The sequence below is a fragment of the Lentzea sp. NPDC051838 genome (genome assembly GCF_040681245.1).
Taxonomy (GTDB): domain Bacteria; phylum Actinomycetota; class Actinomycetes; order Mycobacteriales; family Pseudonocardiaceae; genus Lentzea.
The window spans coordinates 63,583-85,393 of the sequence record NZ_JBFAYI010000022.1; the positions used below are offsets into that span (position 1 = coordinate 63,583).

The 21,811-nt window shown below is 68.4% G+C and carries 21 protein-coding genes; 10 read left to right on the forward strand and 11 right to left on the reverse strand.

Annotated elements, in window-relative coordinates; translation table 11 throughout:
- The first annotated feature begins 17 nt into the window (after nucleotides 1-17).
- The 6 genes from AB0M24_RS34130 (at nucleotide 18) to AB0M24_RS34155 (ending at nucleotide 4,516) form a co-directional block, all read left to right on the forward strand.
- Entirely contained in the window at nucleotides 18-869 is an 852-nt protein-coding gene (locus tag AB0M24_RS34130; protein WP_363777480.1) for a MerR family transcriptional regulator, read from the forward strand.
- The gene (locus AB0M24_RS34135) at nucleotides 853-1,647 is read left to right on the forward strand and encodes a TOMM precursor leader peptide-binding protein (RefSeq protein ID WP_363777482.1); all 795 of its coding nucleotides are present in this window, start codon (nucleotides 853-855) and stop codon (nucleotides 1,645-1,647) included. The genes AB0M24_RS34130 and AB0M24_RS34135 overlap by 17 nt, the downstream gene beginning before the upstream one ends.
- Before the next feature lie 82 nt (nucleotides 1,648-1,729).
- Nucleotides 1,730-2,152, forward strand: a complete 423-nt coding sequence (locus AB0M24_RS34140; protein WP_363777484.1) for a hypothetical protein — start codon at nucleotides 1,730-1,732, stop codon at nucleotides 2,150-2,152.
- Entirely contained in the window at nucleotides 2,149-3,306 is a 1,158-nt protein-coding gene (locus tag AB0M24_RS34145; protein WP_363777486.1) for a YcaO-like family protein, read from the forward strand. The genes AB0M24_RS34140 and AB0M24_RS34145 overlap by 4 nt, the downstream gene beginning before the upstream one ends.
- A 5-nt stretch (nucleotides 3,307-3,311) precedes the next feature.
- A complete protein-coding gene (locus AB0M24_RS34150; RefSeq protein ID WP_363777488.1) occupies nucleotides 3,312-3,965 on the forward strand; it encodes a nitroreductase family protein in 654 nt (217 codons plus the stop codon).
- Nucleotides 3,966-4,048: 83 nt separating this feature from the next.
- Nucleotides 4,049-4,516: a phospholipase gene (locus AB0M24_RS34155; protein ID WP_363777490.1), complete on the forward strand. Its 468-nt coding sequence runs from the start codon at nucleotides 4,049-4,051 to the stop codon at nucleotides 4,514-4,516.
- A 46-nt stretch (nucleotides 4,517-4,562) separates the two neighbouring features.
- Here AB0M24_RS34155 and AB0M24_RS34160 read toward each other — a convergent pair whose 3' ends face one another.
- Nucleotides 4,563-4,928, reverse strand: coding sequence for a hypothetical protein (locus tag AB0M24_RS34160; protein WP_363777492.1), 366 nt, complete (start codon nucleotides 4,926-4,928; stop codon nucleotides 4,563-4,565).
- Nucleotides 4,925-5,497, reverse strand: coding sequence for a TetR/AcrR family transcriptional regulator (locus AB0M24_RS34165; protein WP_363777494.1), 573 nt, complete (start codon nucleotides 5,495-5,497; stop codon nucleotides 4,925-4,927). The genes AB0M24_RS34160 and AB0M24_RS34165 overlap by 4 nt, the downstream gene beginning before the upstream one ends.
- Before the next feature lie 150 nt (nucleotides 5,498-5,647).
- Between AB0M24_RS34165 and AB0M24_RS34170 the strand changes: the two genes are divergently transcribed.
- Both AB0M24_RS34170 and AB0M24_RS34175 read left to right on the forward strand, forming a co-directional pair.
- Complete coding sequence (locus tag AB0M24_RS34170; RefSeq protein ID WP_363777496.1) at nucleotides 5,648-6,448, forward strand: hypothetical protein; 801 nt, start codon at nucleotides 5,648-5,650, stop codon at nucleotides 6,446-6,448.
- Nucleotides 6,445-6,960 carry a GNAT family N-acetyltransferase gene (locus AB0M24_RS34175; RefSeq protein ID WP_363777498.1) on the forward strand — a complete coding sequence of 172 codons (516 nt, stop codon included), beginning with the start codon at nucleotides 6,445-6,447 and terminating at the stop codon, nucleotides 6,958-6,960. Before AB0M24_RS34170 ends, AB0M24_RS34175 begins: the two co-directional genes overlap by 4 nt.
- Here the strand turns inward: AB0M24_RS34175 and AB0M24_RS34180 are convergent.
- Nucleotides 6,957-9,338 carry a DNA translocase FtsK 4TM domain-containing protein gene (locus AB0M24_RS34180; RefSeq protein WP_363777500.1) on the reverse strand — a complete coding sequence of 794 codons (2,382 nt, stop codon included), beginning with the start codon at nucleotides 9,336-9,338 and terminating at the stop codon, nucleotides 6,957-6,959. The genes AB0M24_RS34175 and AB0M24_RS34180 overlap by 4 nt on opposite strands.
- A 118-nt stretch (nucleotides 9,339-9,456) precedes the next feature.
- Here AB0M24_RS34180 and AB0M24_RS34185 point away from each other — a divergent pair, with 118 nt between their 5' ends.
- A complete protein-coding gene (locus AB0M24_RS34185; protein WP_363777502.1) occupies nucleotides 9,457-10,230 on the forward strand; it encodes a lysophospholipid acyltransferase family protein in 774 nt (257 codons plus the stop codon).
- On the opposite strand, the gene AB0M24_RS34190 is transcribed toward AB0M24_RS34185, so the two are convergent.
- The 3 genes from AB0M24_RS34190 to AB0M24_RS34200 all read right to left on the reverse strand — a co-directional run bounded on the left by AB0M24_RS34190 (nucleotide 10,127) and on the right by AB0M24_RS34200 (nucleotide 16,136).
- Complete coding sequence (locus AB0M24_RS34190) at nucleotides 10,127-10,804, reverse strand: hypothetical protein (RefSeq protein ID WP_363777504.1); 678 nt, start codon at nucleotides 10,802-10,804, stop codon at nucleotides 10,127-10,129. The two genes, AB0M24_RS34185 and AB0M24_RS34190, sit on opposite strands and share 104 nt — an antisense overlap.
- A 56-nt stretch (nucleotides 10,805-10,860) precedes the next feature.
- Nucleotides 10,861-13,176: a tetratricopeptide repeat protein gene (locus AB0M24_RS34195; RefSeq protein WP_363777506.1), complete on the reverse strand. Its 2,316-nt coding sequence runs from the start codon at nucleotides 13,174-13,176 to the stop codon at nucleotides 10,861-10,863.
- Between the two features lie 188 nt (nucleotides 13,177-13,364).
- Nucleotides 13,365-16,136, reverse strand: a complete 2,772-nt coding sequence (locus tag AB0M24_RS34200; RefSeq protein ID WP_363777508.1) for a BTAD domain-containing putative transcriptional regulator — start codon at nucleotides 16,134-16,136, stop codon at nucleotides 13,365-13,367.
- A 140-nt stretch (nucleotides 16,137-16,276) separates the two neighbouring features.
- On the opposite strand from AB0M24_RS34200, the gene AB0M24_RS34205 reads away from it, so the two are divergent.
- Nucleotides 16,277-16,891: a class I SAM-dependent methyltransferase gene (locus tag AB0M24_RS34205; protein ID WP_363777510.1), complete on the forward strand. Its 615-nt coding sequence runs from the start codon at nucleotides 16,277-16,279 to the stop codon at nucleotides 16,889-16,891.
- Here the strand turns inward: AB0M24_RS34205 and AB0M24_RS34210 are convergent.
- The 5 genes from AB0M24_RS34210 to AB0M24_RS34230 form a co-directional block, all read right to left on the reverse strand.
- The gene (locus AB0M24_RS34210; protein ID WP_363777512.1) at nucleotides 16,888-17,724 is read right to left on the reverse strand and encodes an alpha/beta hydrolase; all 837 of its coding nucleotides are present in this window, start codon (nucleotides 17,722-17,724) and stop codon (nucleotides 16,888-16,890) included. The genes AB0M24_RS34205 and AB0M24_RS34210 overlap by 4 nt on opposite strands.
- The gene (locus AB0M24_RS34215) at nucleotides 17,724-18,521 is read right to left on the reverse strand and encodes a F0F1 ATP synthase subunit A (protein ID WP_363777514.1); all 798 of its coding nucleotides are present in this window, start codon (nucleotides 18,519-18,521) and stop codon (nucleotides 17,724-17,726) included. Before AB0M24_RS34215 ends, AB0M24_RS34210 begins: the two co-directional genes overlap by 1 nt.
- Before the next feature lie 70 nt (nucleotides 18,522-18,591).
- Nucleotides 18,592-20,271: a ribonuclease J gene (locus AB0M24_RS34220; protein WP_363777516.1), complete on the reverse strand. Its 1,680-nt coding sequence runs from the start codon at nucleotides 20,269-20,271 to the stop codon at nucleotides 18,592-18,594.
- A complete protein-coding gene (gene dapA, locus AB0M24_RS34225; RefSeq protein ID WP_363777518.1) occupies nucleotides 20,268-21,164 on the reverse strand; it encodes a 4-hydroxy-tetrahydrodipicolinate synthase in 897 nt (298 codons plus the stop codon). The genes AB0M24_RS34220 and dapA overlap by 4 nt, the downstream gene beginning before the upstream one ends.
- 19 nt (nucleotides 21,165-21,183) lie before the next feature.
- Nucleotides 21,184-21,795 (reverse strand): TIGR03085 family metal-binding protein, encoded by a 612-nt coding sequence (locus AB0M24_RS34230; protein WP_363777521.1) that lies wholly within the window; start codon nucleotides 21,793-21,795, stop codon nucleotides 21,184-21,186.
- Nucleotides 21,796-21,811 lie beyond the last annotated feature (16 nt).

A 21,811-nucleotide genomic window follows, 5' to 3' on the forward strand; every position in this document is an offset into this window, starting at 1 on the left:
ACGCCAAGATCTGTGGCGTGCCCGAATCGCTCACCGTCGACGAGCTCGCTGCCCGGATCGGCCTGCCCAGCAGCACCATTCGCATGTACCAGACGAAGGGTGTGCTGCACGCGCCGAGACGGCAGGGGCGCGTGGCGTACTACGACGCCTCGCACGTCGAGCGGTTGACGCTGGTCCAGCGGTTGCAGCAGCGGGGGTTCTCGCTGCCCGCGATCGCCGAGCTGATCTCGGCACGCGAAAAGGGCGAGTCGGTCGCCGCGGTTCTCGGCATGGGCGAGACCGAGGGGCCCGACGACTGGGTTCGGATCAAGGTGCGCGACATCAAGCACCTGATTCCGATGGGAGATGTCCAACCGCGACTCCTCCTCCGGGCTATGCGGTTGGGCTTGGTGCGGTGGAAGTACGGCTGGCCGCACGCGCGTCGCTGGGCACTCGAAGCGGGCGGCAGGCTCGCCGGCCTCAGGGTGCCCAGCGATGACGTCATGGACAGCTTCACCCGCCTGCGCACGGCGACCGACGCGATCGCTTCGGACTTCGTGCGGTTGTTCGAACGGGAGTTCTGGCCGGAGCTCGCTCGCAAGGCCGGCGACGACAACCAGCTGGAGAACGTGCGGGCGTTGCTCGTCGAGCTGACCTACACGGCGGAGACCGCGGTGGTGGGGACGCTGCGCGAGTCGATCCGGGACGCGGCCGAGGAGTTCGCGTCGCGGCACGGGTTGCTGCCCAGCGACGACTTCCAGCCCGCGTGGGCGGAGCAGCCGTTGCCGCCGATCGCCGAGAACCTCGTCGATCCGGCCGGTGACCTGCCGAGCGAGCAGGAGATCGAGTGCTTCCTGGCGAGAGGGGACGAGGATGAGTCTGGTCGCTGATCCCGCGTGGCACGCCCAAGTTCGCGACGAAGGCCTTGTCGTTTACGCGGGAGCTGATCTCGCCTATTTGATTCCAGACCTGCCCAGGGCGGTGGCCGTGGCGCTGGCAGGACTGTTCGAGCCAGTTTTGAGGGGAGTGGCTCGAACGGTCGACGAAAGCCGGTTGGGGGAACCGGTGCGCCGGCACGTGGCCCAGCTGAGGACCCTGGGCGCTCTCCGCCCGGCGGGGTTGCCTCCTTCCGACGAAACGCGGCCCGCGGGGGTTGGCACGCTGTTCGTCGGTGAGGCGCCCGCCGGGCTGGTGGAGCGGTTGCCGCACAACGAGAATCCGAACCTGGTGCTCGTGGTGCGGACGACTGGCACGTTGGTCGACCTGGTCGAGGTGGCGCGTTCTGTGACGGTTCCGCACCTGTTGCTGGACCTCGCGTACCACCACACCGCCGCGATCGGGCCCTTCGTGGTGCCCGGTGCCGGCGCGTGCCTGGCGTGCCTCGCGGTGCGGGCGGGGCGGCGGTGGGGGGATCCGCCGCCTCCCCCGCATCCGGGAGCGATGTCCTCCGATTTCGCTCTTGCCCTTGCGCTGCAAGCAGTCCAGAACATCCGCGGCGGTTCGCTGGCGCTGCTCGACGCGGTCGTGACCGTCAACCTCGACGAGTTCACGACGACCCGCGAGACCGTGCTGCCCGCCGCCGACTGCGAGATCTGCACCGCGCTGCCCGTCGGGCGCGTGTCGTTGCCTTGGGGGGACCACCTTGACCACAGCAGTCCGGTTACCTGACCAGTTCTCACCGGGTGCGGCCGCCGCCAACGCCGCGACGCCCACCTGTTGCTGTTGTTGTTGCTGTTGCGCGGTTTCCTCGGTGGGCGCGGCCGTGCACATCCCGGAAGCGCTGTACCAGGACACCAAAGACCTTCCGCGCCCGCGCAGTGCGCTGGTGCTGCCCGCCGCTTTGTTCCCACTGCTCGTCCTCGTGCTGCCGTTCGCCACTCTGGGCGCGGTCTTCGAGCTGCACTGGGGCTGGTGGGTCGGCGCTTTCGCCGCCGCACTGGTGTGGGCGCTCGCGGCCGGGTCCATCTCGAAGTCGCCGAAGCCGTTCGGCAGCGCCCGGCGGCTGCTCGGCTGGGCACTGCTGTGGATCATCGAGCCCATCATCGTGTTCCCGACGCTCGGACGGATCGCGTCCATCGGGAACACCACGGCCGTGGTGGTAGGCGTGCTGTACATCGGCGGGGCGCTCGCGTTCGGGTACTGGCTCTTCCGCCGTTATCGGAGCAAGCCGTGAAGACCGTCGCGGAGGCGCTGATCGAGCGCGCGGTCGGGTGGCGGCAGGGTGTGGTGTCGCAGCTGCATCCCGTGCCGCACAGTCTGTCCGATGTGGAGCTTGACGGCTGGGCCGCCGTGCCGGAGCCGTTCTCGTCCGGCGGCACTTCCGGTGGCACCACTCGGGTCGCGGCTGTGGCGGAGGCGTTGGAACGGCATGCCGCCGCACGGGCTCCGCTGGAGATCGTGACCGACGGGGAGTGCTGGCCGTTGGAGCACTTCAGCCTGCACACCGTCGAGCAGCGTGTCCGTGGCGACTACCACTACCGCAAGGGATACGTCGACACCCGGTACACCCGTGCCTGGACTTTGCCCGGCAACTCGCCGATCCGGGTGCCTGCTGGACTGGTGAGCCTTGATGCTTCCTACGGGCTGCCGACGACGTCTTCAGGGTTGGCGGCCGGGCCGTCGACCACGAGCGCGTTGTTGCGGGCCACGCAGGAGCTGGTCGAGCGGGACGCGTTCACCACTGTGTGGCTGCATTCCATTGCACCTCAACGGTTTGACGCCGACCTGCCTCATGGCGCGCGGGCGTTCGACCTCACGCCCGCCTACAGCCCGCATCCGGTGATCGCGGTCGCCGGGTCGTTGCCGATCGCCGGTCGTCCGCGGCCGACGCTCGGCCTCGCGTGCCGGGCGACCGTGGCGGAAGCGCTGCAGAAGGCCTACGAGGAGTGGGTGCAGGGCACGGTGTTCATCGAGGTGTGGTTGGCGCGCAACGGATCATCGCCGATCGAGGACGTCACCGACTTCGACAAGCACGCCGCCTACTACTCCACCCGCCCTTCGGCTGAGTGGGAAGCGCTGCCGTGGTTCCGCGGCATCGAGACGGACCCGCCGCCGGACGCCACCGGACGTGGAGCCGCCGCCGAACTGACCGAGTTGGTGCACGCGCTGGATTCGCACCGGATCCGGCTCGCGTACCGGGAACTGACGACGCCGGAACTGTCAGCCGTGGGACTGCACTGCGTCCGAGTCCTGTCCCCCGACCTCGCTCCGCTGCACTCCGACCACCGCTGGCCACATCTCGGCGGCCGCGCGCGTGAACTGTCGTGGCGCTACCCGCACGCCTCACCGGGCGTGTTCCCCAATCCCGCACCGCATCCGCTGGGGTGACTTCGTTGTTCGACGACTTCTGGGCCGCCAGCCGGTTCTCCCCGTTGCACCAGCTCCGCCTCGGCGAACGGTTGCGCGACTTCCGGCCTTCGCCGCCGTTGATCGACCCTCTGGAGCTGCCGTCGCCGCCGGTGCCGCTGCCCAGGCCTTCGGATCGGCTGCAGAAGCTGTTCCAGGCGCGGCGGAGCACCCGCGAGTTCGCCTCGAAACCGTTGACGGACAAGCAACTCGGGTACGTGCTCGGCGCTTTGTCCGACAACAGCTTCCCGTCCGCCGGTGGCCTCAACCCGTTGCGCTGCTACGCCTTCGTCGGCGATCGCGCGGTCCGTTACGACATCGCCCGGCACGCCCTGCAGGACATCGGCCCGGCACCTGCCGACCTGGCCTCGATCCTCGGGGTTTCCGAGGTACCGCCGGTGACGATCGTGCTGGTGTTAAAAGACAACGAGTCGTTCGAGAAGTACGGCGAACGTGCGGGCAGGTTCGGTTTGATCGAGGTAGGGTGCGCCGCCCAGTCGATCTGCCTCCGTTTGGCGGAGCAGAAACTGGGTGGCTATCTGCTCGGTGGAGTAGCGGACAACGAGATGCTTCACTCGTTGGGGCTACCCAGGGAACTTCGTGTGGCCACAGCGATCGCGTGCGGTCACATGATCACCTGACGTTCATCAGATCGTGTCTACCGAGGACAGTCGATCACGGCTACAACATGGCGAGACCCTGCTCACATTCCGAGGAGCTCACCATGTCGAAGACCCTGCGCTCGGCATTCGTGGGTGCCGCCGCGTCCTTGGCCCTGATCTTCACAGGTGCCCCGGCCCAGGCCGTGGACATCCCGGCAGTCACCGACGACTACCTGTTCTCGAAGACCCTCGCCCAGTTCACGACGATCCGCGGCCAGGCGCCGTACAACGGCCAGCTCGACTGGTCGTCCGACGGCTGCTCGTACTCGCCGGACAACCCCTTCGGCTTCAAGTTCCTGCCGGCCTGCCACCGCCACGACTTCGGCTACCGCAACTACAAGAAGCAGTCGCGGTTCAACGAGACCACGCGGCTGCGCATCGACAACAACTTCAAGTCCGACATGTACAAGCAGTGCGGCAGCAACATCGCCTGCAAGTGGACGGCCGACGTCTACTACAAGGCCGTGCGCGAGTTCGGTGCGAGCGCTTCCTCCACCGCGAGCTCGATCCAGCAGGCGGGCCTGAAGTAGAAGTGACCCAGGGCGGGCACGTTCGTCGTGCCCGCCCTTCGCGTTCCTACGTGCTGCCCACCAGCGTCAGAACCGCGACCGGCAGCAGCAGAACCCACTGCGGCAACCGGAAAAGCGGCCAGCGGACCGACACCGTGACGGCCAGGAACGCCCCCGCGTAGCCGACGAAGTGCGCGGCCACGAACCACGCCAGCAGCTCGTTGGCCGACGTGAACGCCAGGTACGTCAGGGCGATCCCGGAGAGCACGAGGTCGATGCTCACCATGTGCCAGACGGCCTGCAGAACCCGCTTGGGCTCCTCCGCGAGTCCGGCGTGAAGCAGCGGCCGCACCACATCGCGGTGCCCGCCGATGATGTGGATCGCGGCCACACCGAGCGCGGTGATGCCCGCCGCGAGCAGCCAGCCGTTCATCGGAGTCCTCCGGCCACGAGCCCGGCCAGTCTCCCGGCGAGGCGCGGGTCCGGCTGTTCCCCGACCAGGCCGATGTGGAAGAACACAGCTCCCGCCAGTGTGTCCAGGACCAGGTCCGCGGAGATGCCGGCCGCCATGTCCCCGCGCGTCACAGCACGCTCGAAAACCCCGAGCAGCCTTTCCTTCGACGGCGCCAGGAAGTCGGCTCGGATACGTGCTTTCAGCTCCGGATCGGCGGCGAAGTCGGCGAGCAGACCCGGCAACGCGGCCGCGGCTGCAGGTGCGGTGAACTCGTCGACCAGGGCCTGGGTCAACGCGGTCAGGTCCCCCGTCAGCGTTCCGGTGTCCGGAGGCGGAACCTGGTCCGTGGTGGTGAAAACGGCCTCGAAGACCAGCTCCGGTTTGCCCCGCCACCTGCGGTAGATCGTGTCCTTGCCGACGCCGGCACGCGCGGCCACCGCACCGATCGAGGTCGCGGCGTAGCCGGTCTCGATCACCAGCTCGGTGGTCGCGGCGAGGATCGCGGCGTGGGAGCGAGGGTCTCTGGGACGTCCTCTGGAGGAGCTCACACCGATTACCATACGGGTCGACCCGTTTTGTAATCAACCGGGCTGCCGGGCCGCCGCACGAGCGGTTTCTTGTCAGACCTGCCGAGTAGGTTGAGTTGTAGGGGTTCCCAGTCCAGGGGGCGCCTGCGTCAGCGTTCTGGGGGAACGAAATTGAGCACCAAGCCGACCGCCAACGGCCGCGAAATCCCGTGGCTCGACGCCTGGGTTCGCCCTGTCGTCCGCCTCCACCCCTCACCGGGTACGGCCACCGAGACCGACAGCCACCTCGGCGGCCCGATGTTGTGGCCGCGCGACGAACCCTGGCCGCACTGCGACGGTGCCCGGCACCACGGCATCCTCGACGTGACCACCGAGATGGTGCGCGGCCTGCACACACCGTTCGCAGGCTGCGTGCAGCTGTACAAAAGAGACTTCCCCGAGCTGCCGTTCCCGGACGGCACCGACCTGCTCCAGGTGTTCCTGTGCCCGATCCTGCACGAGGACCACTGGGGTCCGGACGTCCGCCTGGTGTGGCGCAAGGCGGATCAGGTCACCGAGCCGCTGACCGACCGGCCCGTCCCGGCGCTGGTGGATCCGACGTTCGCGTTCCAGCCGTGCGTGTTCACGCCGTGCCGTGCCGACGAGTACCCCATGGTGTACGAAGTGCCGCGCGACCTGGTGCGTGAGCTGGAGATCGACCCGGACTCCTGGCCGAGCCTCGAGGACGCCAGCAAGATCGGCGGCTGGACTCGGTGGTACGCCGGGGAGCCGTACGAGATGGAGTGCCCCGAGTGTGGCACCACCCGCGTTCAGCTGCTCGCGCTGGCGGCGGACGAGACCGAGTGCGACGAATGCGACCAACCGGAGGGCTATCACGTGGTGGGCTGGGAGTTCTACGGAGGCAGCGGCGGGTTGAACGTGTTGGTGTGCCCGAAAGACGTCCATCACACCCTGAAGCTGGTGGTCCAGTGAGCTGGCCGCCCGCCCCCATCAGGACCGAGCGACTCGTCCTTCGCGAGTCGGAAGCCCGCGACCGCGACATCTACATCGAGCTGTTCGCCTCACCCGAGGTCGGCACCTACATCGGCGGCGCCCAACCCCGTGACGAGCTGGAACGCACGGCGCCCGAGATCCCCGGCAGACGCGAAGGCTCGTTCGTGGCCGAGCTCGACGGCACGATGATCGGCATGATCACGTTCGACCGGCGTCCCCCGGGGCGCAAAGGTCTGCTCCTGCCGGAAGGCGGCGAGGCCGAGCTCGGTTACCTGTTCCTGCCGTCGGCATGGGGCCGCGGGTACGCCGCGGAGGCGTGCGAAGCGGCACTCGGCTGGTTCGCCGACGCGCATCCCGGTGAACCGGTGGTGCTCACCACCGCGAGCGCCAACGACGCGTCGATGCGCCTCGTGCGCAGGCTCGGGTTCACCGAGGTGGACCGGTTCGAGGACTGGGGCGTCGAGCAGTGGTTCGGGGTCTGGAACAGCTAGTCGGAGTCGTCCACCGGGCCACCGCCGCGCATCAGGTAGATCACCGACTCGAGCTCGTCCGGCTTGATCAGCACCTCGCGCGCCTTCGAGCCCTCGGACGGCCCGACGACCCCGCGCGTCTCCAGCAGGTCCATCAACCGGCCTGCCTTCGCGAAGCCGACGCGGAGCTTGCGCTGCAGCATGGAGGTCGAGCCGAACTGCGAGGTGACGATCAGCTCGGTCGCCTGCACCAGCAGCTCCAGGTCGTCGCCGATGTCGGCGTCGATCTCCTTCTTCTCGCCCGCCTTCTGCGAGGTGACGCCGTCGGTGTACTCGGGCTGCGCCTGGTTCTTGGTGTAGTCGACGATCTGCGAGATCTCTTCGTCGCCCACGAACGCGCCCTGGATGCGCACCGGCTTGGAGGCGCCCATCGGCAGGTACAGGCCGTCGCCCATGCCGATCAGTTTCTCGGCGCCGGGCTGGTCCAGGATCACGCGCGAGTCCGTCAGGGACGAGGTCGCGAACGCCAGCCGTGACGGCACGTTGGTCTTGATCAGGCCGGTCACGACGTCGACGGACGGACGCTGCGTCGCGAGCACCAGGTGGATGCCCGCCGCACGCGCCTTCTGCGTGATGCGCACGATCGCGTCCTCGACGTCCCGCGGCGCCGTCATCATCAGGTCGGCCAGCTCGTCGACGATCGCCATGATGTACGGGTACGGCCGGTAGACGCGCTCCGAACCCGGAGGCGCGGTGATCTCGCCCGACTTGACCTTGCGGTTGAAGTCGTCGATGTGGCGCACCCGGTTGACCTGCATGTCCTGGTAGCGCTGCTCCATCTCCTCCACGAGCCACGCCAGAGCCGCCGCGGCCTTCTTCGGCTGCGTGATGATCGGCGTGATCAGGTGCGGGATGCCCTCGTACGGCGTCAGCTCGACCATCTTCGGGTCGATCAGGATCATCCGGACCTCGTCCGGCGTCGCGCGGGCCAGCAACGACACCAGCATCGAGTTCACGAACGACGACTTGCCGGAACCCGTGGAGCCCGCCACCAGCAGGTGCGGCATCTTCGTCAGGTTCGCGGTGACCATGTGGCCCTCGATGTCCTTGCCGAGGCCCACCACCATCGGGTGCGTGTCCTTCAACGTGGACGGCGAGCGCAGCACGTCGCCGAGGCGCACCATCTCGCGGTCGCTGTTCGGCACCTCGATGCCCACCGCGGACTTGCCGGGGATCGGGGCCAGCAACCGGACGTTGTCGGTGGCGACGGCGTAGGCGATGTTCTTGGTGAGAGCGGTGATCTTCTCGACCTTCACGCCGGGGCCGAGCTCGACCTCGTAGCGCGTGACCGTCGGGCCGCGGGTGAAGCCGGTGACCTGCGCGTCGATCGAGAACTGGTCCAGCACGCCGGTGATGGCCTCGATCATCTGGTCGTTGGCCTTGCTGCGGGCCTTCGGCGCGTCGCCGTCCTTGAGGATCGTCGGCGGCGGCAGCTGGTAGTCGCCCTCGACCGCGCGCACGGCCATCGCCGGGGCGGCAGCGGCCTTCTTCGACTCCTTGGCCGGCTTCGGGGCGGGCTCGGGTTCGTCCAGCGGCAGCTCGGGCTGCGGCTCTTCCTCGACCGGTTCGACGGCCTGACGACGACGCGACGGACGACGCAGGCGAACCGGCTTCGGCTCGTCCTCTTCCTGTTCGTCCGCAGGAGCTTCAGAGTCCTTCGACGATCCGGGGTGCAGCAGCGAGCGGATGCGTTCGGGCGCCTGGCGGATCGGCGTGTGCGTCACGACCAGCAGGCCGTACCCGAAGATCAGGAACAGCAACGGCCCGGCGACCCACGGTGTGAGCCCCTGCGCGAGGAACCCACCGGCCAGGTAGCCCAGCGCGCCACCGGCGGTGCGGCGTTCGACCGGGTCCATCGGCAGGCCGCCGATGAGGTGGAACATGCCGAGCACGCCGATCATCATCAGCAACGAGCCGATGATCAGCCTTGGCCGCGCGTCGGGCTTCGGGTCGGTGCGCATCAACGTCACGCCGATGCCGAGCAAGACCACCGGCACGATCACCGCGGGGAACCCGACAGAGCTGCGCACCGCGACGTCGACCCACTGGCCAACGGGCCCACCGGCCTGCCACCACACACCGGCGCCGGTGATGACCGCCAACGCGATCAGCAGCAGCCCGAGCCCGTCACGACGATGTTCGGGATCCAGGTCCTTGGTACGGCTGACCGTCCGCACGAGGCTGCCGACACCACGGCCCAACGCGCCCCACACAGCGCTGATCGCACCGCCACTACGACGTGGAGCGGGTTTCTTGGACGCGGTGGATCGTGCCCGCGGCTTGGCTGGTGCTTTGCCGCGTGACGTGGTCTTTCGTGAAGTCCCTGTACGCCCGGCCATGTGTATAAGGTAGTCCCTCGCGTCTCACCAGCCCCGCAGGTAACCAGGACGCGTGCGAAAGCTCATGGTTCCCCGGATCCGGCACGGTGTCGTTCCGACACGCCGTACGCTCCCTCGCGTGTCCACACCGCTCTTCTGGCGCGTGCTCATGGCGATCGACCGGGGCTTCGTCGCGCTGACCGGCAAGCTCGAGGTGTCCGGCGACGTTCCACCAGAGCTGCTCGGCAAGCCACTCCTGCTGGCTTCCAACCACATCGGCAACCTCGACCCGTTCGTGCTCATCGCCGCGTGTCGCAAAATCGGCATCAACCCGCGCTTCATGCTCGCGGGCGGCCTGCTCGACGCGCCGATCATGGGCCCGGCCCTCAAGGCGTGCGGTCACCTGCGCGTCGACCGGGCGTCGGCGAACGTCGGCGAGGCCATGCACCGCGCCGTCGAGGCGTTGCAGAAGGGCGGCGACCCGATCGCCGTCTACCCCGAGGGCAAGATCACGCTGGACCCCGGCATGTGGCCGGAGCGCGGCAAGACCGGTGTCGCCCGGATGGCGCTCGGCGGCAGCATCCCGGTGGTTCCCATCAGCCAGTGGGGCGCGCACGAGGCCGTGTACTGGGGCAACCTCAGCGTCGGCGGATGGAAGGACTTCCTGCCGTACCTGACGTCCTGGTTCTCCGCGATCCGCAAACGGCCCACGTTCAAGGTCCACTTCGGCAAGCCCGTCGAACTGTCGGATCTCTCGGAAACGACCATGGGCGACGCCCGCCGCGCTCACGAACGGATCATGCGCGCGATCACCGAGGGCTTGGTGCCGCTGCGCCTCGACGAACCGGACGTGCCGCGCTTCCACGACCCGACGCGTCCGACGACCGGTTCCTCGCCCTGGCGGCCCGCCTGATCGAGTAGGCGATCACCGTGACCAGCATGAACGCCGGCATGGGATTGCCCATCCACTGGCTCAACGCGAAGTCGGCGGCCGGCACGACCAACGCCAGCACGAACGCACCAGCGCTCGCCGTGGTCAGCTTCTTGGAGTCCGCCCACGGCGTGCGTCCCCACGGCTTCGCGACGCTGAGCCACGTCTGGAACGCGATCGCGCCGATCATCAACGCCGTGCCGACGGGCATCCACGCGGTGACGTGACCGTTCGCGGCGTCCGCGAGGTTCTTGCTCAGGATGAAGATGCCGATGTAGAGCTGGCTGACGGTGATCGCGAACTTCGCGAGCACCCACCAGTGCCGGAAGTAGCCCCACGGCGTCGTCGCGCTGAGCATGAACCCGGTGAACGCGCTGACGTTGGCCATGATCGCGAGCACGTTGTGGTCGAGCACCCGAGCCATCCGGAACGCGCCGACCTCACCCGTCTTCATGCCGTAGAGCACCAACGCCAGCAACGCCACGGCCTGGCTGAGCCAGCCGACGGACGTGACGACGTGCAGCCACACCAGCAAAACCCGCGCGCGCTTCTGCATGACCTGTAGCTTGCCTACGCATCAGCGGAAGCGCATCAGGGATCTCCCGGACACCGTCAGAACGCCGCGCCGACGACCGCGCCGGCGGGCAGGTGAAGCAGCCGGTAGGCCTCGGCGGCCGCCTCCCGGTGATGGTTCATGTCGCCGGTGTTGCCGCAGTGCCGGTGAATCAAGGCGAGACAATCGTGAGCTCGCGCCAACTGGTAGGCGTCGCCGATCGACTTGGCGGCCACCAGGGCGTAGCAATAGCACCCAATGGCCCTCATGTAGTCGCCCAGCGCCAGATAGACATTGCCGAGTTCGTGGAATGCCTTGGCCTGGAGACATTTGTCGCCGAGCCGGCGGCTGATCGACAGGGAGAGGTTCAGCACGTCCATCGCATCGGTGTGAGATCCGGTTTTTCGATGCAATGCGCCGAGGAATGTCAGAGTCAGCGATTCCGCGGCGCGGTCCGCGAGCTCCCGGCTCAGCGCGAGAGCCTGCTGGAGCGACGTGAACGCTTCGTCGTGACGCCCCATGAGGAGATGACAGCCACCGAGGTCGCACAGTGCGAACGCTTCGTCGACCCGGTCACCGAGGTGGCGAGTCATCCGCAACGCCGACTGCAGATGGCTCACGGCGTCGTCGTACCGGCCCAGCGAGCGGTACACGAAACCGAGCTTGCACAGCGCGTACGACTCCAGGTTCGGGTCCGCGAACTCACGGCTCAGCCACAGCGCCCGTTCGAGGTGCTCGACGGCTCCCGCGTAGTTCCCGGTCAGCCAGCACACGATGCCCAGGTTGCTGAGCGCGCGACCCTCCTGGGCGCGGTCGCCGATCTCCCTGCTCAGCTCCAGGCCGCAGGTCAGGTGTTCGCTCGCTTCCGGGTAACGCCGCAGCCGTTCGAACACGGTGCCCAGGTTGATGATCGCCTGGCACTCACCGGCACGGTCCCCTCCACGCCGACTGGCCCCCAGCGCGTGGGTGTGCATGGCGAGCGCGTCGTCGTGATGCGAGTGGTTGAGCAGATAGGCCCACATGGTGATGGACAGCTGGTTCGGCAGGATCGGGTAGCCGTGCTCGGCGGCGAACCGCGCGGCCGCCACCAGGTTCGGGCGTTCCGTCTCGATCCACGCCGTGGCGGTGTCGGGATCGGAGAGGTCGGGCTGCGGTTGGTGCGGTGACGGCGTTTCGATGAGAGGGCTGCTGTGCCTGCCGCACGGATAGTGGGCACGCACTGCCCGTGCGGCGGTGTTCAGGTAGTTCTCAAACAACCTGGTCATCGCCGGACGCACGTCCAGCGAGGCGCTTTGCTCGCGGGCGTAGAGACGCACCAGGTCGTGCATCCGGTAGCGGCCGGGCACGTGCTGCCGGACGAGGTGCGCGCTCTCCAGTTCCCGCATCAGCAGCCTCGTCCTGGCAGCAGGGTGGGCGGACAGGCTGAACACCGACGTCAGTGCGACGTCGGAGCCCGGTGCCGCGCCGAGCAGCCCGAACAGGTGCGCGGCGTCGTCGGTGAGGCTCGCGTGCGACCACGACAGCACAGCACGCAGGCTCGACGTGGTGTCGCCGGTTTCGAAGCCGTCCAGCCGGGTGGTGGCGTCGTGGAGCTCGTCGGCCAGCAGGGCGAGCGGGAAACCCGGATTCGTCGACGCCCGAGCCGCGACGATGCCGAGGGCGAGCGGCAGTCCCGCACTGCACCGCAGCAGCTCCTTCGTCGCGTCCGGCTCGGCGATGATGCGCCTCGGCCCGAGATGCCGGACCAGCAGCTGCAGGGCCGAGCAGCTGTCGAACACGCCGAGCAGAACGCTGATGGCCCCGTTGGCCGTGACGAGGCCTGACAGGTCACGGCGACTGGCGACGATCACCGCGCAGTGCGAACCACCGGGCAGCAACGGCCTCACCTGGTCGGCGCTCGCGGCGTTGTCGAGCACGACCAGCATCCGGCGGCCGGCCACCAGACTGCGGTACAGGCCCGCCTGGGCTTCCACGTCCTTCGGCACCGCCGACGGGGCGACCTGCAGGGCTTCCAGAAAACCGCGCAACGCCGTGCTCGGACACACCGGTTTGCCGTCGGGAGAGAACCCGCGCAGGTTGACGAAGAGCTGCCCGTCCGGGAAAAGCTCGGCGTGGTGGTGCGCCCAGTGCAGCATCAGCCAGGTCTTGCCGATGCCGCCGACACCGCGCACCACGGCCAGCCGCGCGGGACCGTCGAGGGCGGCGGTGAGTGCGCGGAGCTCCTTGGACCGGCCCGTGAACAACTGGGGCACGCACGCGGGCAGCTGACGGGGCGTCACAGAACCGCCCGCACCGCCGTGGAACTGCACGTCGCCATGGATGTTGTGCGCCTGGAACACAGCGCCGTGCACAGCGCCGCTCACCCCGTTCTCCACGGGAACGCACAGTAGCCAGCAAAGCAGGGCGACCGAGCGGAGAACAAGAAAAGGAACGTGAAGCTGATCAGCTCCACCGAACATCGGCGAACCACTCGCCGCAGGAATACCGCCGTTCAGGGGTCGTGGATGAATTTACCCCTTGTGCGATTTATTCCATGCTGAGTTCGAAGACGTGAAAAACATTTCTAGGCGAGCTCGTGCAGTCGTGCCCGCACTTCCGGTGTGAGCGGGTGGTCGTAGTCCTCGTAGATCGTCAACGCTTCCAGCAGATGCGTGCGCGCCACCTCGGGCTGCCCCGCGCTCGTCTCCCCCAAGCCGTGCAACGCTTCCGCGAGACTCTTGCGGTCACCGAGCACCCGCAGGAACGCCAGCGCGTGCCGGAACGAGTCCCGCGACTCGACCCGCTGCCCCAGCCTGAACTGCGCCCAGCCGATGCTCACCAGAGCCATTGCCTTGCCGTGCACGGCATCGTGCGAGTCCATCAGCTCGAACGCCGTCTGCGCCGACTCCAGTGATGCCTCGTACTGGCCCGCCGAACGCAGGATGTCGCTCAGGAACAACCGCGTGCCACCCTCGCCGAACCACGACCCCACTTCGGCGTGGCGGTCCAACGCCTCGCTGAAGCGGTCCACGGCCAGATCGAACTGGCGCAGGCCGCCGTAGGCCATGCCCAGGCCGGTGAGCGACCACGCCGCGCCCACCTGGTCACCGATCTCGCGCCGGATCGCCAACGCGCGGTCGAACAGTTCGAGGGCATCGGCGAAACGCTGACCGCGGAAGGCCGCGAGGCCCTGACCATGCACCGCCCACGCACGAGCGCCCTGGTTGCCGTCACGAGCCGCCGTGCGTTCGGCGACGCGGTACGTGCGCGTCCACTCGTCCAATGCGCTGGAGACGATGAAGTAGTTCCACAGCGCGACCGGGATCTGCCACGCGGTGGGCGAATGCTCTTCCTCCGCCAGCCTGGAGACGGCCAGCAGGTTCGAGGATTCCGTGCGGCACCAGGTGAAAGCCTCGTCGTGCGAGGTGAAGTCCTGAGTGGACAGTGGAGGCAGCAGGAACGACGGGTGGTCCGGCGGCGCGATCACGGTGCCGGCGGCGTTCGCGGTGTCGAAGTACCACTGCAGCAGGCGTTTCACGGCCTCGGCGCGGCCGTCCGCGGACTCCTCGGTGGCGCTGAGCTCCGTGGCGTACAGGCGAAGCAGGTCGTGCAGGCGGAAACGGCCGCGGGCGACCTCCTCCAGCATGTGCCCGCCTGCCAGCACGTCCAGCAGAACCCGCGCGCGCGACACCGGCACACCGGCCAGGGCAGCGGCGGCGTTCAGGCTGATCTCGGCACCCGGATGCAGGCCGATCAGCCGGAACATCCTGGCGGCGTCCGGTTTGAGGGCCAGGTACGACCACGAGAAGGCCGCGCGCACGGCCGTGTCCTCGTCGTCGCCGGTCGCCAGGACGTTCAACCGGTCGCGCTCGTCGGCGAGATCCCCGGCGAGGTCCGCCAACGTCAGATGTGGCCGGGTGACAACGCGTTCGGCGGCAATCCGCACGGCCAACGGCAGGTGCCCGCACAGCTCGACGAGCTTCGCGGCGGCAGCGGGTTCGGCGGCGACACGGTCAGGCCCGACCGCGGAAGTCAGCAGCGCCAACGCTTCGTCGCGCGTCAACGTCGAGAGCGTCACCGAATGCGCGCCATCACGAGCGACGAGCCCGCCGAGGTGGTTGCGCGAGGTCACCAGCACCATCGACGACGACCGGCCCGGCAGCAGCGGACGGACCTGCTCGGCCAGCCGCGCGTTGTCGAGCAGCACCAGCACCCGTTTGCCGGCCAGCACGCTCCGGTACAGCGCCGACTTCGCGGGCAGGTCGTCCGGAATCCGTTCGGCCGGAACGCCGAGCGACTGCAGCAACTGGTGCAGAGCGGCGGCGGGCTGCACGGGCGGCGACGACGCGTCGAACCCGCGCAGATCGACGTGCAGCTGGCCGTCGGGGAAGCGGGAAGCCACCTGGTGCGCGAACCGGACGGCCAAGGCGGTCTTGCCGACGCCGCCGGTGCCGGTGATCGCGACGAGCACGGGTGAGTGGTCGTGCGGAACGACTTCGGAGAGTTTCGCGAGCTCTTTGGCACGGCCGGTGAAGTCGCGGATCTCGTGCGGCAGCTGGACGGGCACCAGGACGGGCGCCGCGGGCTCCGGCTGCGGATCATGACGGCCGACGAGCAGTTGTTCGTGGAGCTGGCGGAGCTCGGGACCGGGTTCGATGCCCAGTTCCTCGATCAGCAACCGGCGTAAGTCCGTGTAGACCGCTAACGCCTCGGCCTGCCTGCCCCCGCGGTAGAGAGCGGACATGAGCAGGCCGTGCAGCCGTTCTCGCAGCGGATGCGCACTGACCAACGTCGTCAGCTCCGCCGCCACCTCCGTCTCACGCCCGACGGCGAGCATCAACGCGGCGCGCTGCTCCACGGCCGTGAGCCGCAGTTCGGCGAGGCGCGCGCGTTCCACCGCCGCGAACGGACCGGGAACGCCGTCCAGAGCGATGCCGCGCCACAACCCGAGAGCAGCGTCGAACGCGCTGATGGCCTCCGCCGGTTGCGTGCGCAGACGACCGGCCTCGTCCAGATGGGCGCGGAACAGGGCGGCGTCCGAGGCAGCGGATGGGAGCCTCAGCAAATATCCAGCGTCTGTGGAGAGCAGCACCGAGCTCGGCGCGCGCGAGGCCCGTCCCGGTTCGAAAAGACGGCGCAGACCGGCCACGTAGGTGTGGATGCCGTTGTCCGCGCTGGCGGGCGGCTCGTCTCCCCAGACGGCGTCGATGAGCTCGCTGCGCGACACGACGTGGTTGGCGCGCAAGGCGAGCACCGCGAGCACGGCTCTCTGCCGCGGCGGACCCAGGGTGAGCTCCTGATCGTCCACCGTCGCCGCGAGCGCGCCCAACATGCTGACGCGCAACTCGTTCTGCACCCTTTGTCTCACTTCGTCGCTGTCCGCAGTCACCTAGCAACCTACCGTCAGTTTTCGTCCAGAAGCCATCCAGAGTCCGTGCAGACGTGTTCTCCACACTTCACATCAGGTGGATTGGGCCGAAATGACGGGGGCGGATGATGAACGCGGCCGATGTCTTCGACACGCTGGGGCTGGAGTACCAACGCGCTTGGTCGCACCAGCCCGCACTGCACGGCACTCTCGCCTGGTTCGCCGCCACACAGCCCTCCGGTTCACGGGTGCTCGACATCGGTTCCGGCACCGGCGTCCCAGTGGCGCGGACGCTCGCCAAGGCGGGTATGAAGGTCACCGGCCTCGACGTCTCGCCCGTGATGGTCGACATCGCGACCTCCCAGGTCCCAGAGGCGTCGTTCCACAAGATCGACATCCGCGACTTCGAGTCGCCCGCCGGTTCGTGGGACGTCATCTGCGCCGTCTTCTCCTTGCTCCAGATGCCGCAGGCCGAGATCATCCAGACCCTCGGCCGCATCTCGACGTGGCTGCGACCCGGCGGCCACTTCTTCCTGGCCACCGTCGCCGTCGACGCCGAGCAGGTCACGCTGCCGTGGATGGGCCAGGAGATCGTGGTGTCGTCGTTCTCGGAGGACAACTTCGAGCAGCACCTCGCGAACGTCGGCCTGCGAGTGGTGCGCCGGAGCCGGCCGGTGTTCACCCCGTCCTACCCCGGCGCCATGCCCGAGGAGTCGCTGCACCTGGTGTGCCAGCGTCCCTAACGCGCAAGGAACTCCCGCACCGCGTCCAAGTACCCGTCCGGTTCGTCGACGTGCACCATGTGCCCCGCGTCCTCGAGCACGACGGCGCGGGCCCGCGGAATCAGCGCCAGGGTCGGGTCGATCAGGTCGACCGGGAACGTCATGTCCTGCCGCCCGTGCAGCAGGAGCACGGGGATGCCGATCTCCGCGATCCGTTGCGCCGCATCGGGCAACCGCGGCGAGACCAGCGTTCCCGCTAGGAACGGTCGCGCGTACTGCGCGCCGAACCTGATCTCCTCCAGCCGCCGCAGATAACCGGGCACCGCCTCGGGGCGCCGGACGTTGGCGTGGACGGCCGCGAACGCCTCGGCGCGCACGCACTCCTCCGGTGAGAGGTCCTCACGCTGCCACGGGTTCTCCTGGCGAGCCAGGATCTCCTCGCGCTCGGTCCACCCGGCGAAGGCGTCCGGCGGCACCGGCAGCACGCTGCTGCCCGACACGATCAGGCCGTGCACCCGCGTTGGGTGCGTGATCGCGAACCGCTGCGCCACCATGCCGCCGTACGAGTGCCCCAGCACGTCCGCGCGCTCGACACCGAACGAGTCCAGCACCCGCACCAGGTCCCGCATCATGCCGTCCGGGTGGTACTCCGCCTCCGGCACGCGCCCCGACCTCCCGCAGCCGCGCAGGTCCGGCAGCAGCACCCGGCAGTCGAGCCGCTCCAGCGGATCGCGCAGGTAGCTGTGGTCCCAGTCGGGCCCGCCGTGGATCGCGAGCAACGTCCGATCCGCGTTCCCCTCCCGGCACGCCACGAAGATCTCCGGCGTGCCGGGAACCAGCCGCTCACTCCACATCAGTGCTGGTCCGCGAGCGCGCGACCGATGAAGTGCGCTGACAGCAACGCGAAGATGTAGGCCTGCAGCACCTGCACCAGCGCTTCCAGGAAGATCAGCCCAATCGCGAGCGCGAAGCCCAGCACCGACGCCGGCTTCAGCCAGATCGGGCCGTGCAGCAACAGGAACTCGCCGCCGACCGTGAACACCAGCACGAGCAGGTGACCCGCGAACATCGCCGCGAACACCCGGATCATCAGGTTCAGCGGGTCGAAGAAGAACTTGAGGATGACCTCGGTGGGGATCAGCAGACCCCACAGCACGCCCTTCGGCACGTCCGGGATGATGAACTGGTTGCGCAGGTACCCGCGCAGACCGAACTTCCTGATGCCCACGACGTGGTAGAGCGGGTAGACGATCAGCACGACGGCGAACGGGAAACCGCTGTGCGTGAACGTCGGGAACTGCACGAACGGGATCAGCCCGTAGAGGTTGTTCACCAGCGCGAAGCAGAAGATGCTGACGATCAGCGGGACGTACGGCGCGAACTCCTTGGCGCCGATCTGTTCGCGCGCGATCGTGTTGCGCCCGAAGTCGTAGACCGACTCGGCGGCGAACTGCCAGCGCGTCGGCACGAGCTTAAGGTTCCTGGTGGTGATCAGGAAGAACGACAGGATGATCACGATCGACAGCACCAGCAGCACGTGGGCTTTGGTGACCGCTAGGTCGAACGGAAGTCCGAACGGCTCGTGCCAGGTGAAGATCGGCGGAAGAAAGATGTCTTCCTTGCCCGGCGGAGAGAAAACGTCATCGGCCATGAGGCGACCCCCTCGTCCATGGTCTGGATCTAGACCTTAGCGGACGAGGGGGACGCAGATCACAGCAGGGTCACACCGGGATAACCGTCGGAACGATCATCGGACGGCGGCGGTAGGTCTCCGCCACCCAACGCCCCACGACGCGGCGCACGGCCTGCGCGACGCGGTGCGTGTCCGTGATGCCCTCGGCCTCGGTGCGCGCCAGCTCCATCTCGACCAGCGGCACGACCTGGTCCAACGCCTTCGGGTCGTCCGAGAAGCCGCGCCCGGAGATCGTCGGCGACGACACCGCCCGCCCGGTCGCGGTGTCGATGGCGACGGAGATCGAGATGAACCCGCCCTCGCCCAGCACCAGACGATCGGACAAAGTGGACTCGCCGACGTCACCGACGGACAGGCCGTCGACGTAGACGTGGCCCACCACAACGCGTCCGGACACGGAAGCCTTGCCGTCCACCAGGTCCACGACGACGCCGTCCTCGGCGATCACGACGTGGTCCTCGGCGACACCGGTGGCGACCGCGAGAGCCGCGTTGGCGCGCAGGTGCCTCCACTCGCCGTGCACCGGCATCACGTTGGACGGCCGGACAGCGTTGTAGAGGAACAGCAGCTCGCCCGCCGGTGAGTGACCGGAGACGTGGACCTTGGCGTTGCCCTGGTGCACGACGGTCGCGCCGAGCTTGGCCAGGCCGTTGACGACGTTGAAGACCGCGTTCTCGTTGCCGGGGATCAGCGACGACGCGAGGATCACCGTGTCGCCCTCCTCGATCGAGATCTGCCGGTGGTCGCCGCGGGCCATGCGCGACAACGCCGACAGCGGCTCGCCCTGCGACCCCGTCGAGACGAACAGGACCTCGTCGGCCTCCATCCGCATCGCGACGTCCAGGTCGACGAACAACCCGTCCGGCACGTTCAGGAAGCCCAGGTCGGAGGCGATGCCCATGTTGCGGACCATCGAGCGGCCCACGAACGCGACCTTGCGCTTGTACTGCACGGCGACGTCGAGCACCTGCTGCACGCGGTGCACGTGCGAGGCGAAGCACGCGACGATGACCCGCTGGCGGGCCTTGCGGATCACGTTCTCCAGCACCGGGCCGATCTCGCGCTCCGGCACCACGAACCCGGGCACCTCGGCGTTGGTCGAGTCGACCAGGAACAGGTCCACGCCCTCGTCGCCCAGCCGCGAGAACCCGGCCAGGTCGGTCAGCCGACCGTCCAGCGGCAGCTGGTCGAGCTTGATGTCGCCGGTGTGCAGCACCAGACCGGCGGCGGTGCGGATGGCGATGGCCAGCGCGTCCGGGATCGAGTGGTTGACCGCGAAGAACTCCAGCTCGAACGGGCCGAACGTGCTCTTCTCGCCTTCGCGCACCTCCACCAGCCGGGGGTTCTGCCGGTGCTCGCGGCACTTCGCGGCCAGCAGCGCCAGCGTGAAGCGCGAGCCCACCACCGGCACGTCCGGGCGGAGTTTCAGAAGGAACGGCACGGCGCCGATGTGGTCTTCGTGGCCGTGCGTGAGGACGATGGCGTCGATGTCGTCGAGCCTGTCCTCGATGGCACGGAAGTCGGGCAGGATCAGGTCCACGCCCGGTTGGTCGTCTTCGGGGAAAAGAACGCCGCAGTCGACCACGAGCAGCCTGCCGGCGTGCTCGAAGACGGTCATGTTGCGGCCGACCTCGCCGATTCCGCCGAGTGCGACGACCCGGAGGCCGCCTTCCGGCAGAACGGGCGGCAATTCGGTCGATTGGGTCACGCGTTTACTCCCAGTTCGGCCGCGATGGCCTCGATGTCCTCGGCCGCGGCGGGCACCAGCGGCAGACGTGGGTCGCCCACGTCCAGTCCGCGCAGGCGCAGTGCGGCCTTCGTGTACGTCACGCCGGGAACCCGGCGGAAGGGTCGCAGCAGCGGCAGCAGCGACTCGTGGATTTCTTTAGCCCGGGCCACGTCTCCGGCTTCATACGCATCAATGAGATCCCGCAGGCGGTCTGCGGCGAGGTGACCGATGACGCTCACGAACCCGACGGCGCCCACGGACAACCACGGCAGGTTCAACGGGTCGTCGCCCGAGTAGTAGGCGAGATCGGTCGAGGCGATCACCCGGCTGCCGGCGTGCAGGTCGCCCTTGGCGTCCTTCACGGCCAGGATCCGCGGGTGCTCCGCCAGGCGCAGGAGCGTGTCGACCTCGATCGGCACGACCGCGCGCGGCGGGATGTCGTAGAGCATCACCGGCAACTCGGAGGCGTCCGCGACGGCGGTGAAGTGCGCCAGCAGCCCCTCCTGCGGCGGCCGCGAGTAGTAGGGCGTCACGACCAGCACGCCGTGCGCGCCCGACTTCGCCGCCTGCTGCACCAGGTGGACGCTGTGCGCGGTGTCGTAGGTGCCCGCGCCCGCCACCACGGTCGCCCGGTCCCCCACGGCCTCGACGACGGCCGTGATCAGCGCGGCCTTCTCGCGGTCGGTCGTGGTCGGGCTCTCTCCGGTCGTGCCGTTGACGACCAGGCCGTCGTTGCCCAGGTCCACCAGGTGTTTCGCCAGTTCCTGCGCCTTGGCGAGGTCGACCTCGCCACGCGAGTCGAACGGCGTGACCATAGCGGTGAGAACGCGGCCGAACGGGCGGTTCGGCCCTGCGTACGGGCTTGCTGGCATGCGCAGAAACTACCCGAGTTCAGACACTTCGGTTCAACGACCGCACGCGTTCGACCGCGTCGGCGTCCCCGCTGTATTCCACGCGGACCTGGTCACGCCCGAACGCGAGCATCACCAGCTCGGCCACCTCACCCGTGATCACCACGCCGTTCGCACCCGGTTTGGCGACGAAGTGCTCGCCGTCAGGCCGCACCAGGGTCACGCCGACGGGGGACGTGCGGTAGGTGAACCTGGCCGTGAACGGCAGGAACTTCCACAGCACGTGCTCGCGCTTGCCGTCATAGGGCCGTGGCTCCCAGTCGGGCTGTGCGCGGCGCACGTCCTCGTGGTGCACGAAGTACTCGGTGGTGTTGATGTACGAGTCGAGCGGCTGGATCCAGAACGGCGGCGTGCGCACCAGGTCGAGGAGCTCACCCCACGCCTTGTGCGCGTAGTCGTCCTGCACCTTCTCCGCCCACCGCGCGAACGGCTTGAGCAGGATGCCCGGCGCGGTGTCCGGGCGCCGCTCGCGGATGGCGAGGTGGGCGGCCAGGTCCCTGTTCGTCCAGGTGCCGCACAACGTGGGCGCGTCCGGGCCGAGCTCGGTCATCAGGTCGACTAGGGCCTTGCGCTCATCGCGGGCAACACTCACCCCGCCATTCCACCAC

Coding starts and splice junctions, on each gene's coding strand:
- dapA (WP_363777518.1), bottom strand. CDS start 21,164: ATGCCAGCAAGCCCGTACGCAGGGCCGAACCGCCCGTTCGGCCGCGTT.
- AB0M24_RS34155 (WP_363777490.1), top strand. CDS start 4,049: ATGTCGAAGACCCTGCGCTCGGCATTCGTGGGTGCCGCCGCGTCCTTG.
- AB0M24_RS34215 (WP_363777514.1), bottom strand. CDS start 18,521: ATGGCCGATGACGTTTTCTCTCCGCCGGGCAAGGAAGACATCTTTCTT.
- AB0M24_RS34180 (WP_363777500.1), bottom strand. CDS start 9,338: ATGGCCGGGCGTACAGGGACTTCACGAAAGACCACGTCACGCGGCAAA.
- AB0M24_RS34205 (WP_363777510.1), top strand. CDS start 16,277: ATGAACGCGGCCGATGTCTTCGACACGCTGGGGCTGGAGTACCAACGC.
- AB0M24_RS34135 (WP_363777482.1), top strand. CDS start 853: ATGAGTCTGGTCGCTGATCCCGCGTGGCACGCCCAAGTTCGCGACGAA.
- AB0M24_RS34190 (WP_363777504.1), bottom strand. CDS start 10,804: ATGCAGAAGCGCGCGCGGGTTTTGCTGGTGTGGCTGCACGTCGTCACG.
- AB0M24_RS34160 (WP_363777492.1), bottom strand. CDS start 4,928: ATGAACGGCTGGCTGCTCGCGGCGGGCATCACCGCGCTCGGTGTGGCC.
- AB0M24_RS34210 (WP_363777512.1), bottom strand. CDS start 17,724: ATGTGGAGTGAGCGGCTGGTTCCCGGCACGCCGGAGATCTTCGTGGCG.